Origin of the sequence: Phyllobacterium sp. YR620 (genome assembly GCF_900104165.1) — a bacterium.
In the GTDB taxonomy this organism is placed as follows: Bacteria; Pseudomonadota; Alphaproteobacteria; order Rhizobiales; family Rhizobiaceae; genus Phyllobacterium; species Phyllobacterium pellucidum.
This window is the reverse complement of record NZ_FNJP01000001.1, coordinates 829,833-841,806: the sequence shown is the minus strand read 5'-3', so window position 1 is coordinate 841,806 and position 11,974 is coordinate 829,833. Positions and strand designations below refer to the sequence as shown.

The 11,974-nt window shown below is 58.9% G+C and carries 12 protein-coding genes and 1 riboswitch; of the genes, 6 read left to right on the top strand and 6 right to left on the bottom strand.

Annotated elements, in window-relative coordinates; translation table 11 throughout:
- Positions 1-2: 2 nt before the first annotated feature.
- The 4 genes from cobU to BLR72_RS03885 all read right to left on the bottom strand — a co-directional run bounded on the left by cobU (position 3) and on the right by BLR72_RS03885 (position 3,439).
- A complete protein-coding gene (gene cobU / locus BLR72_RS03900; RefSeq protein WP_091945260.1) occupies positions 3-527 on the bottom strand; it encodes a bifunctional adenosylcobinamide kinase/adenosylcobinamide-phosphate guanylyltransferase in 525 nt (174 codons plus the stop codon).
- Positions 527-1,255 carry a CbtA family protein gene (locus BLR72_RS03895; RefSeq protein ID WP_091945257.1) on the bottom strand — a complete coding sequence of 243 codons (729 nt, stop codon included), beginning with the start codon at positions 1,253-1,255 and terminating at the stop codon, positions 527-529. Before BLR72_RS03895 ends, cobU begins: the two co-directional genes overlap by 1 nt.
- A 127-nt stretch (positions 1,256-1,382) precedes the next feature.
- Complete coding sequence (locus BLR72_RS03890) at positions 1,383-1,559, bottom strand: CbtB domain-containing protein (RefSeq protein ID WP_027231779.1); 177 nt, start codon at positions 1,557-1,559, stop codon at positions 1,383-1,385.
- A 48-nt stretch (positions 1,560-1,607) separates the two neighbouring features.
- Positions 1,608-1,842, bottom strand: a riboswitch (cobalamin riboswitch).
- A gap of 148 nt (positions 1,843-1,990) precedes the next feature.
- Positions 1,991-3,439: a cobyric acid synthase gene (locus BLR72_RS03885; protein ID WP_091945254.1), complete on the bottom strand. Its 1,449-nt coding sequence runs from the start codon at positions 3,437-3,439 to the stop codon at positions 1,991-1,993.
- A gap of 109 nt (positions 3,440-3,548) precedes the next feature.
- Here BLR72_RS03885 and BLR72_RS03880 point away from each other — a divergent pair, with 109 nt between their 5' ends.
- Entirely contained in the window at positions 3,549-4,715 is a 1,167-nt protein-coding gene (locus BLR72_RS03880) for an isobutyryl-CoA dehydrogenase (RefSeq protein WP_091945251.1), read from the top strand.
- A gap of 25 nt (positions 4,716-4,740) precedes the next feature.
- Positions 4,741-5,631 carry a 3-hydroxyisobutyrate dehydrogenase gene (gene mmsB / locus BLR72_RS03875; RefSeq protein WP_091945248.1) on the top strand — a complete coding sequence of 297 codons (891 nt, stop codon included), beginning with the start codon at positions 4,741-4,743 and terminating at the stop codon, positions 5,629-5,631.
- 312 nt (positions 5,632-5,943) lie between these two features.
- On the opposite strand, the gene BLR72_RS22375 is transcribed toward mmsB, so the two are convergent.
- Positions 5,944-6,081, bottom strand: coding sequence for a hypothetical protein (locus BLR72_RS22375; protein WP_155810881.1), 138 nt, complete (start codon positions 6,079-6,081; stop codon positions 5,944-5,946).
- A gap of 218 nt (positions 6,082-6,299) precedes the next feature.
- Positions 6,300-6,647: a hypothetical protein gene (locus tag BLR72_RS03870; RefSeq protein WP_027231783.1), complete on the bottom strand. Its 348-nt coding sequence runs from the start codon at positions 6,645-6,647 to the stop codon at positions 6,300-6,302.
- A gap of 383 nt (positions 6,648-7,030) precedes the next feature.
- On the opposite strand from BLR72_RS03870, the gene BLR72_RS03865 reads away from it, so the two are divergent.
- The 4 genes from BLR72_RS03865 to BLR72_RS03850 all read left to right on the top strand — a co-directional run bounded on the left by BLR72_RS03865 (position 7,031) and on the right by BLR72_RS03850 (position 11,937).
- Positions 7,031-8,035 (top strand): ABC transporter substrate-binding protein, encoded by a 1,005-nt coding sequence (locus tag BLR72_RS03865; RefSeq protein WP_027231784.1) that lies wholly within the window; start codon positions 7,031-7,033, stop codon positions 8,033-8,035.
- A 132-nt stretch (positions 8,036-8,167) separates the two neighbouring features.
- Positions 8,168-9,055: an ABC transporter permease gene (locus tag BLR72_RS03860; RefSeq protein WP_091945245.1), complete on the top strand. Its 888-nt coding sequence runs from the start codon at positions 8,168-8,170 to the stop codon at positions 9,053-9,055.
- Complete coding sequence (locus tag BLR72_RS03855; RefSeq protein ID WP_091945242.1) at positions 9,048-10,121, top strand: quaternary amine ABC transporter ATP-binding protein; 1,074 nt, start codon at positions 9,048-9,050, stop codon at positions 10,119-10,121. The genes BLR72_RS03860 and BLR72_RS03855 overlap by 8 nt, the downstream gene beginning before the upstream one ends.
- Positions 10,122-10,356: 235 nt before the next feature.
- A complete protein-coding gene (locus BLR72_RS03850; protein ID WP_091945239.1) occupies positions 10,357-11,937 on the top strand; it encodes a trimethylamine methyltransferase family protein in 1,581 nt (526 codons plus the stop codon).
- Positions 11,938-11,974 lie beyond the last annotated feature (37 nt).

Genomic DNA, 11,974 nt, shown 5'->3' with positions numbered 1-11,974 from the left:
TGTTATCCCTTCATTTTGAGCGGCAGACCGGCTGCCACGAAATAGACTGTTGCCGCGGCGCCAGCCACAGCTTGATGGAGATGACCGGCATGATCGCGAAAGTCGCGTGCCATGCGGTTCTCCGGAACGATGCCGAGGCCAACCTCGTTGGAGACGCAAACGACCGCACCTTTGAGATGCGGCAGAGCTGCGGCAAACCTTGCCGTTTCCGCCATGACATCACGCTCGGCCATCATGAGGTTGGTGACCCAAAGTGTCAGGCAATCGACAAGAACCGCTGTGCCCACGGCCGCATGCACTTCCAACGCGGAAACCAAATCGAGCGGTTCTTCGACCGTCGTCCACAAGACGCCGCGCCGCACCTTGTGCTGGTCGATGCGAGCGGACATTTCACCGTCCCACGCCCTGCCCGTCGCAAGATAGATCGCCTCCTTGCCGGATGACTCGATCAGTCCCTCGGCAAAGGAGGATTTGCCGGAGCGCGCGCCGCCGAGCACAAAGGTGACCCCGCGCTCCAGCACGGCCATCAGGCCTCAAGCTCCGAGGCCGCGTAGCTCTGGATAGCAAAGCCGAGCGCAGTACCGAGCACCACCCAGAAGAAGAGATTGGTCGCGAGCGTCGATACCGCGAACTCGGATGCCAATGTCGGCGGCACGGCGGAAGTAAGATCGTCCGCTTCCGGAGCGCCATAGATATGCGGCGCAACAATCAGCACGAGGCCGAGTACCCTCGCCCAGATTTCCTCACGCAGAACGATGAAGTAGACGCCGCCCGCAGTCAGCAGCACCGTGATGAGCCACCAGGCTTGACGTGTGGCGAGATCGGCGGCGGGCATGGCCGGCAGTTCCGGGGCAAGACTGAACGATGGCGCGAGGTTGAAGATGAAGAACCCGGCCAGGCCCCAATAAATGCCGTTCTGCACGGTGATCTTGCGTCCAAGAAACAAGGCGGCCGCGCCAGTGATCAGGGCGAAACCCGCTCCGGCGACAAGATTGATCAGCAAGGTATTACCCAAGCGGCCGAATGGCAGCGCAGGGCTTGCCTCCTTTTCGTGAGTGTGCGGCGCCACGGCAGGTGCAGTCTCGCCGACGGCGGCAGGCGCTGCGGCTTGCTCGTGCTCGTGGCCACCTGCGGCGTTCTCATATTCTTCCGCGTGCAGGATAAGTGGCACGCTGCGCACGTACATGGCTGGCGTCAATAGAATACCAGCAAACAGACCGGCCACGATCGTAGCCAGAAGATATTTAACCAACATCGATATCTCTCCGAATTCCCATATCAAGACACCGGGCTGTCGAAACGACACCCGGACCAGATAAACCCTCAGTTTTCAATGCTTAAGCGGTGGCGGCCGAATCATTACATCCAGCCGGGCTCCAACCTCAGTGGCAGGGGAATCCGTAGGAATGGCGGGTATCGTGCGCCGTATCGTGCAGCGTTTCGGAATGGGAAAGACCCACGCCATAAACGATGAACACGCCGAGCAGCATTGAAACCACCGCCGTCGTCAGACGCGATGCGAGCGGGAGAGATATCGTAGTCGAAGTACGTGCAGCCATAACAACCTCCGTGCAGGGCCAGAAGGGACATTCCCCTTCGGTCTTGGGCACCATTGCCCTATGACTGGCAGGTCTCCTGGCTCGCGGGTCGCAGGATCAATGCCGCCTTCCCGGTTTCCCAGTGGCTGCCCTCGGCTTGCGCCTCAGGCCTTGGCATGAATCCTCGCCGCTCTACAGTCGCGGGGTCGGCTGCGGTAGGGCCGCCCTGATGGGTACGGCCGTCGCATTCCCTTTTGATCCCATGGCCTTTGGCCGAACGGGAACCAATCATGGGTTGAACGTTATTCACCAAGCACCGAGAATGTCAAACGAAACCGCGCGACGTTTTTCGCTTTACTATGGTCAAGGGACAACTTCGAGATCGGTGTTCCTGTATTCGTCATCCGTCGCCAGGATGGGCACCCGATAATATTTTGCACAGGTCTACATACTCAACGTGCGATCAACGCATGGACATCGAGGACTTCAGCCAGTTGGTCGGCTATCGAATCGAGCGCGGCATCGACGCCCGCCCTGTAGTCGAAGGCATTTGCATTGATTCCCAGCGAACGCAGCAAGGCGGAGCGATAGGCATCGGTGCCGAACAGCCCGTGCATATAGGTCCCGAAGACCTTACCGTCGGCAGAAATCGCGCCATCCTCGACGCCGTTGATCATCGCCGTCGGGCGGCCGCAATCCGGGCCGGTCGTCTTGCCGAGATGGATTTCATAGCCGCTCAGCGGCACGCCGTATTGCAGCGAATGAGCCGCAACATTGCGAACGGTCTTTTCCGGCTCCATCACCGTTTCGATATCGAGATGGCCGAGACCCTCGATTTCCGTCGCTGCACCTTCGATGCCCTCAGGGTCGCGCACCGTGCGTCCGAGCATTTGATAGCCACCGCATATGCCCATGATCGAGCCGCCGCGACGCCGGTGAAGGTCAAGGTCCTTGTCCCAGCCGTTTTCCCGGAAGCGTAGAAGATCGCCGATCGTCGATTTCGACCCGGGGATGATGACGAGACCGGCATCGACGGGCAGTTGCTCCCCGCTTCGGACAAACACGACATCGACATCAGCCTCGGCCATCAGCGGATCGAGGTCGTCGAAATTGGCAATGCGGTCAAGCACTGGCACCGCGACTTTCAGCGCGCGGCCGTTCCCCTTTACCAATCGCTCCAGCACGACGGAATCTTCTGCGGGAAGCCGGGTAGCATCCCTCAGCCATGGCACGACGCCAAATGAAGGCCAACCGGTGAACCGGGTGATTGCTTCCAACCCCTCGTCGAAGAGCGAGACGTCGCCGCGAAACTTGTTGATGATATAGCCGATGATCGCGGCGCGATCCTCCGGCGGGAGGATCGCATGGGTGCCGACAATCGATGCGATGACGCCGCCGCGGTCGATATCGCCGACGAGAACGACCGGCACATTGGCGCGGGTTGCAAAGCCCATATTGGCGATATCGCCTGCCCGCAGATTGATTTCGGCAGGCGACCCCGCGCCCTCGACGAGGACGAGATCGGCACCATCGCAAATGATGTCAAAAGACTGCATCACGGCATCGAGCAGTTGCCCCTTGAGCTTCTGGTAGTCCCTGCCCTTCGCCTGGCCCCAGACCTTGCCTTGCACGATGATCTGGCTGCCGGTCTCCGACTGCGGCTTCAGGAGCACGGGATTCATGTGGATGGAGGACGGCACACCGCAGGCCAGCGCCTGCAGCCATTGCGCCCGGCCTATCTCGCCGCCGTCATCGCTGACCGCCGCATTGTTCGACATATTCTGCGGCTTGAACGGCCGGACAACCAGCCCGCGCTTGTGCGCAAGCCGGCACAGACCCGCCACCAGGACGGATTTCCCAACATCTGAACCGGTTCCCTGCAACATGATTGCGCGTGTCATGGGCTTTGAGTAGCGGATATGTCTTTCTCTTCCTAGTCCTGCCTTGGACGTTGCGCCCCGGGAAGCTTGGGATAGAGTGGCAAGCAATAAGAAATGCAGGGAGGGTGCCATGGACAGTAGCGTTGATTCGACCGCTGGCCAGTTCGAACTCGATGAGGATCAACTGGCGATCCAGGACATGGCGCGCGCCTTCGCCGCCGACCGCGTCGCGCCGAACGCATTGGCGTGGGATCGCGACAAGCACTTTCCCGCCGATGTCATCCGCGAGACTGGACCGCTCGGCATGGGCGGCATCTATGTGCGCGAGGATGTCGGCGGTTCAGGCCTGAAACGGCTCGATGCCGTGCTGATCTTCGAGGCGCTCGCCGCCGCCTGTCCAGCGTTCTCGGCATTCATCTCCATACACAACATGGGCGCGTGGATGATCGATACGTTCGGCAGCGAGGAGCAACGTCAACGCTTTGTGCCGCGCCTGACATCGATGGAGTGGCTTGCGAGCTATTGCCTGACCGAGCCGAACTCCGGTTCCGATGCCGCCGCCCTGAAGACCCGCGCGGTGCGTGAGGGCGATCAATACATTCTCAACGGCGCCAAGCAGTTTATCTCGGGCGCCGGCGATTCCGACCTTTACGTGACGATGGTGCGCACCGGCGAGGATGGACCGAAGGGCATCTCTGCGTTGGTCGTCCCGAAAGATGCGCCCGGCCTTTCTTTTGGCGCCAATGAATACAAGATGGGCTGGAACGCCCAATCCACCCGCCAGGTCATCTTCGAGAACTGCCGTATCCCAGTTGCCAACGGGCTCGGCGAGGAAGGTGACGGCTTCCGCATTGCCATGGGCGGGCTCGACGGCGGGCGGCTCAACATTGCGGCATGCTCGCTTGGCGGCGCGCAATCGGCCCTCGACAAGGCGCTGGTCTATGCCAGTGAGCGCAAGGCGTTCGGCAAGGCGATCAATCAGTTCCAGGCGCTTCAGTTCAAGCTTGCCGATATGGAGACGGAGCTTTCAGCTGCCCGCATGCTGCTCTACACAGCGGCATCAAAGCTTGACCGCAAAGCGCACGACGCTTCCAAATGGTCCGCCATGGCCAAGCGCTTCGTCACCGACAAGGGGTTCGATATCGCCAACGACGCTCTGCAGATCCTTGGCGGCTATGGCTACCTGCACGACTATGGCGTGGAGAAACTGGTACGTGACTTGCGGGTGCACCAGATCCTGGAAGGCACGAATGAAATCATGCGGGTAATCATCGCGCGGCACATGACGGGCCGTTGAAATTTCAAATTGAGGGAGAAGTGCGATGACGACTGTCGCTTTTATCGGCCTTGGACATATGGGCAACCCGATGGCCGCCAATCTCGTCAAGGCAGGCCATGAGGTACTCGGGTTCGATCTCGTGCCCGAAAACCTCGATACCGCGCGAGGCAACGGCGTAACGATTGCAGATAATGCCGAGGCCGCCGTCGCTGGGGCCGATGTCGTCATCACGATGCTCCCGGCCGGCAAGCATGTGCTTTCGGTCTACGAGGCGGTTGCCAAGGCAGCAAGAAGCGGCGCGCTTTTCATCGATTCATCGACGATAGACGTCGACTCCGCCCGCAAGGCGCATGCAATCGCCTCGGAGAACGGACTGCTGTCCGTCGATGCACCTGTCTCAGGCGGCATTGGCGGCGCGGCAGCGGGCACCCTCACCTTCATGGTGGGCGGTTCCGATGAAGCCTTCGTCAAAGCCGAACCGATCTTGAAACCGATGGCCGGACGGATCGTTCATTGCGGCGAAGCGGGCAACGGCCAGGCGGCCAAAATCTGCAACAACATGATCCTCGGCATTTCGATGATCGGTGTCAGCGAAGCTTTCACGCTGGCCGAAAAGCTTGGGCTTTCGCACAAGGCGCTGTTCGACGTCGCCTCCACATCTTCCGGCCAATGCTGGTCGCTGACGACCTATTGCCCGGTACCGGGACCGGTGCCGACCTCTCCGGCCAACAATGGCTATAAGCCGGGCTTTGCCGCCGCGCTCATGCTCAAGGACCTTAAATTGTCACAGGAGGCGGCGACAAGTGTTGGCGCAGCGACGCCGCTCGGCGCCCACGCCGAGGCGCTTTATGCCGAGTTTGGGGAAGCGGGCAATGAAGGATCGGATTTCTCCGGCATTATCAATTATCTGCGCGACGCCAAGCGCGAAGGCTGACCACAATCCTTGGCGGAAAAGTCGCAAAATTTAGATTTGCTTAAGCTCTCGATAACCTCGCGGTAACGATGTCCGGCTAAAACTTTACGGGCGAGCAGGGTCAAACCTGTTCCCCGCTCCGGATCAGGTACCGCGTACCGGAGCTGTAATTTTCTGCCCGCGTTGAGTTCGGCAGAACTGCCATGCGTAACTTGGCAAAAACCGCGCTGTTCCATTGTGAACGGGGCGGTTTTTTTGCATCCTTCGAAAATTCCGAGCAAAGAAAAACCGCCACCTCAAAGGCAGCGGTTCACATGCCGTCTCGTTGATCGATTAGCCGGCCGAACGGGTCCAGATGAAGGACAATGCGGAGCCGATACCGCTCTTTGCATTGCTGGACGGAGCGTTGCGCTTTTCGGTTGCATTCCACGAAATGTGCACGCGGTTATTGCGATTGAAAATGTAGAGCATTTTGGCGACCTCGAAAGGAAATGAGTTGTTGCCGCTCAAATGCGCTTTTTGCTCAAAGTTTGATCACGAAATTTCGCCATGGCATGTCGCATTTACAGCAGGAACCCTTGCATTTTTGCATGGTCACCATGCCGGAAGCGCATACCTCGCCCTTACAGAAAGGTAAGTTTTATAAAATCACCCTCGAAAATTAAGCGTGACGCTAACGGAAAAGCTGTTTAGCTTCCCGGAACAAGTCGTTTGTAGTTCGCCTGCAACGTCTTTCGGCCCGGCCGCAATGCCGCTGCGGCAGCCTTATTGGCGGCTTCGGAAACGAGGCTTGCGGGCGACCTGCCGCGCATGACGTCAAACCAGAACGTCGCTGCGGAGTTCATGAGCGAAATCTGCGCGGAAACGACACCATCCACGGACGCCGCGACTTTTTCTGAAACGGCGCGGTGCGTTTCTGCGCCGCCACCCTTCTCGCTCATCGCCTCCAACATCATCATTGGCACGCGCATGGCAATTACCATCGATGCCAGTTGCAGGTCACGGGTTTGGCGTCCGGTCTTCAGCGCAGATTTCATGGGGAGTTCCTTTTCTTTGGCAGGCCCATTGCAAACCTTCGGCGGGCAAAATGGTTTCATGCCGTGCGGAAAATATCGGTAAGGGCCGGATCGAGGCAGTCAAATCCGCCGATCGTGCAGGCAGATCGTCTAAAGCGTTGATCTTTCGTCTAAACCCTTGTTACGATACCTGATGGAGCCATGTGCCGTTTGGTGTCGCATCCTTTATCCCGGCGTCGCTATATCGACAGGGCTTGTCGCGATACACCGCATTAATTCGATGATTCCATTGCATTCTGACGGGATAAGAATGCCAAATGGCACATAAGCGAACGACTAGGTAAGGCAGTACCAAGTTAGAATTCGTTACCGGGTGAACTGTCAAAGAGTGGGAGATAAAGAACATGAAGAAGCTGCTTGCTTCAACTTTTCTGATTGCCGCTGGGTTTTTCGGCTACTCCGCGTCGGCTTCGGCTGCGGAATGCGGCACCGTTACTATTGCCAACATGAACTGGCAATCGGCCGAGGCACTTGCCAATCTCGATAAGATCATCCTGAGCGAAGGCTATGGATGCGACGCCGAGCTCGTAGCCGGCGATACTGTTCCAACCTTCACGTCCATGATCGAAAAGGGTCAGCCGGACATCGCCCCCGAGGGCTGGCTCAACGCCGTCCGCGAGCCGCTTGAAAAGGCAGTCAAGGAAAACAAACTCGTCTACGCTGCACCGGCGATCACCGAAGGCGGCACGGAAAGCTGGTGGATCCCCAAATATTTCGCGGATGCCCACCCCGATATCAAGACCATTGCTGATGCCATGAAGCATCCAGAACTGTTCCCTGCTCCGGAAGATCCGAAGAAGGGCGCCGTCTTCAATTGCCCGTCAGGCTGGGCTTGTCAGATCACGACGACGAACTTCTACAAGGCTTTTGAGGGCGACAAGCACGGCTTCACCCTTGTCGATACGGGTTCGGCTGCGGGCCTCGATGGCTCGATCGCCAAGGCCTATGAGCGCAAGGAACCCTGGCTCGGCTATTATTGGGGTCCGACCGCCATTCTCGGCAAGTATCCGATGGTCAAGCTCGACAACGGCGTGGCATGGGATGAAAAGGAATGGAACCGCTGCAACGCCATCGCGGATTGCCCGGATCCAAAGCCGAATGGCTGGCCGAAGGCTGATATCTACACCATCGTCACCAAGAAGTTTGCCGACAGCGCCGGCGATGCCTTCGAATACCTGAAGAAGCGCCAGATCTCGACCGAGGAAGCCAACAAGCTTCTTGCCTGGATGGTCGACAATCAGGCGACGGGCGAAGATGGCGCCAAGTACTATCTGAAAAACAACGAGGCGACCTGGTCCAAGTGGGTCTCTCCGGAAGCCGCCGAGAAGATCAAGGCTGCCGTACAATAATAATGTTTTGCGGCAGGGCACTGGTCCTGCCGCAATCCATTACCTCGCTGGAACAGGCTGAACGTATAATCGTCCAGCGCTTCGGTCATTAGAGAGAACGAGCCTCAATGGCCCAATGAAGGGGATACCAACATGGATTGGTTATATTCATTCCCGAACATGAATGATGACACGCTGCGCAACCTCAAGAAGGCCATGGACGAAGGCTTCAAGGCCTTCACCCGCGAATATGGCGATATCATCGAATCGTTCTTTCAGCCGCTGCAGTATTTCCTCATTGAAGCCGAGCGCTTCATGACGACGACGCCGTGGCCGATCATGCTGCTGTTGATCGGAGGCATCGCCTGGATCGCCAGCCGTAACTGGAAGATCGTTGCCGGCACCATCATCACGCTCCTCCTCATCGGTTATTTCGACATGTGGAGCGATGCGATGAAGACCATCGCCATGATCTTCGTCGGCACCGTCGTTTCGATCTTCGTCGGCATTCCGATCGGCATCATCATGGCCCGGTCAGACAGCTTCCAGCGCGTGGTCAATCCAATCCTCGACGTGATGCAGACGATGCCGAGCTTCGTCTACCTTATCCCCGTCGTCATGCTTCTCGGCATCGGCAAGGTGCCGGGTCTCATAGCGGTGGTGATCTACGCCATCCCGCCAATGATCCGCCTCACCAACCTCGGTATCCGGCTCGTCGACAAGGACGTCCTCGAAGCCGCGGATGCGTTCGGTTCATCGAGTTGGCAACGCCTTAAGAACGTGCAGATTCCCCTTGCCCTCCCGACAATCATGGCCGGTATCAACCAGACGATCATGATGGCTCTGGCAATGGTGGTCATTGCTTCGATGATCGGCGTCCAGGGCCTTGGGCAGCCGGTGCTGCGCTCCGTCAACGGGCAGTTCTTCTCACTCGGGCTTTTCAACGGCCTTGCCATTGTCGGCATCGCCATCATTTTCGACCGCGTTAGTCAGGCCTATGGCAAGCGTCTTCAGAAGCATCAGGAGGTGGTCCATGGCTGATCGTTCGGTCCAGGGTGCAGGCATCAAGATCAAGAATCTCTACAAGATTTTTGGACAGAGACCCGTCAGTTACGTCGAAGCCGTCAAGAAGGGCATGTCCAAGACCGAGCTCAACGAACAGCATGGGCACGTGCTCGGCCTCAGGGACATCAACATCGACATGCCGGCGGGCTGCATACAGGTTGTCATGGGACTTTCAGGGTCGGGTAAATCGACCCTTATCCGCCACATCAACCGGCTTATCGACCCGACTTCCGGCGAGGTGATCATCGACGGCGCAGATGTCTGCAAGATGAACCAGAACGATCTGCGCGAATTTCGTCGCCACAAGACCGCGATGGTATTCCAGAAGTTCGCGCTGCTTCCTCACCGCACCGTCCTCGACAATACGGTCTATGGCCTCGAAATCCAGGGGCTTCCCCGCGACAAGCAGGAAGCACAGGCGCGTCGCTGGATCGAGCGTGTCGGCCTCAAGGGATTTGAGGGCCACTACCCCAACCAGTTGTCGGGCGGCATGCAGCAGCGTGTGGGTCTTGCCCGTGCGCTGACCAACGACGCACCGATCCTCCTGATGGACGAAGCCTTCTCGGCGCTCGATCCGCTCATTCGCATGGACATGCAGTCGGTGCTCCTCGACCTGCAGAAGGAAATTCGCAAGACCATCGTCTTCATCACTCACGATCTCGATGAGGCGCTGCGCCTCGGCGATCGTATCGCCATCCTGCGCGACGGTGAAGTGGTGCAGCAGGGCACCGGCCAGGACATCGTGCTGCAGCCCGCGGACGAATATATTTCCAACTTCGTCAAGGAAGTGAATCGCGGCCGGGTCATCATGGTCGATACGATCGCAACGCCAGCGGGCGCTCCGGCCACGGGCGGCGGGGTCACCGTGCGCACCGGCACGATCCTCGAGGAAGCCGCCAAGACGATGACCGACGCCAACCAGCAATATGCGACGATCATCGATGACAATGGCAAGCCGACCGGCGTCATCAGCATGAACAACCTGATCCAGGCGATGGTTACGCCAATCAGCCACCTGACGTCGAAGGCCGCTGCGGAGTAGGCATTTTGTAGTTGCTATATGTGGGGTCGTTGCACCTCCCTCTGCCCGGCAGGACAGAGGGGGGTGCAAAAACTCCAAGAACCGCCCTTGATTGGCCCAACTCTGGCGCCAGCGACCCACCCCATACCATGTCGCTTCCTTTGCGCTCAGCGTCGCTCACGCCGCGCACGCACAATGCCGCTCTGGCGATAGTGGCAACAGCGCACGCAAGACGTGCAAGCGAAGGGCATGGGCAATGAGCGAACCGGCAATCGAGATCGAAACCAACACGTCAGCGCGGGATCACGGACGACGGGGCGGACGAGCGCGGCCGCGCAGCACCGAGAGTGGAGCCTTCGACCAGCCGCCGTTTCGCCAGCTGAAAATTCCGTTCACGCCGACCAAGATCGTCTCGGACGACGAACTCGAATCGATCCACGACGCGTCGCTGCGGGTCCTGCAGGAAATCGGCGTCGAGGTTCTGCATGACGGCGCGCGCGAAATCATGAAGAGCGCCGGCGCTGACGTTCGCCCCGGCTCGATGCGGGTTCGCTTCGACAAGGACATGATCCTCGAATATGTCGGCCATGCGCCATCCGAATTTACCCTGCATGCCCGCAACCCGGCCCACAATGTCCGCTTTGGCGGCAATAATCTCATATTCGCGCAGATGGGTTCGGCGCCAAACTGCTCGGATACCGACAATGGTCGGCGCTCCGGCAACCAGGCCGACTTCCGTAATTTCATCAAGCTCGCCCAGATGCACAATATCATCAACACGACCGGCGGTTATCCGGTCGAGCCGATCGATATTCACCCGTCCGTGCGGCATCTCGAATGCATCCGCGACCTTGCGACGCTCAGCGACAAGGCGTTCCACATCTATTCGCTCGGCAAGGAGCGCAATCAGGACGGCATCGAGATCGCCCGCCTCGCGCGCGGTGTCAGCCACGAACAGCTTCAGCAGGAGCCTTCCTGCTATACGATCATCAATACCAATTCCCCGCTCAAGCTCGACATACCAATGATGGAAGGCATCATCCAGATGTCGGGCAATGGCCAGATCGTCATCGTAACGCCCTTTACCCTCGCCGGCGCCATGGCTCCGGTGACGATTGCCGGCGCCCTCGTGCAGCAGAACGCGGAGGCGCTTGCCGGCATTTCGTTCACGCAGATGGTGAGGAAAGGCGCGCCCGTCGGCTATGGCGGCTTTACGTCCAATGTCGACATGAAGTCCGGCGCGCCGGCTTTCGGCACGCCCGAATATATGAAGGCGCAATTGGTCGGCGGCCAGCTTGCCCGCCGCTACGGTATTCCCTATCGCACCTCCAATGTCTGCGCCGCCAACACCGTGGACGCGCAAGCCGCCTACGAATCTGTCTTCTCCCTCTGGGGCGCCATCCAGGGCGGTGGCAATTTCATGCTCCATTCCGCCGGCTGGCTCGAAGGCGGCCTTTGCTGCTCCTATGAGAAGATGATCCTCGATTTCGACCTCCTGCAGATGGTGGCCGAGTTCTTGACCCCACTCGATCTTTCCGAAGACGCGCTCGGCATCGATGCCATGCGCGACGTCGGCCCTGGCGGTCATTTCTTCGGCACGGCTCATACACAGTCGCGCTACAAGACCGCCTTCTACGCACCGATCATCTCCGACTGGCGCAATTATGAAACCTGGCAGGAGGCTGGCTCGCCGATTGCGATTGAGAAGGCCAACCGCATCTGGAAGGAGCGCCTTGCAACCTACCAGAAACCCGAAATCGACCCCGCGGTCGAAGAGGCCATCAACGCCTTCGTGGCCCGCCGCAAATCCGAAGGCGGCGCGCCCACGGATTTCTGATCGCTTGAATCGAAGTCTCAACGCATTGAATCACTTT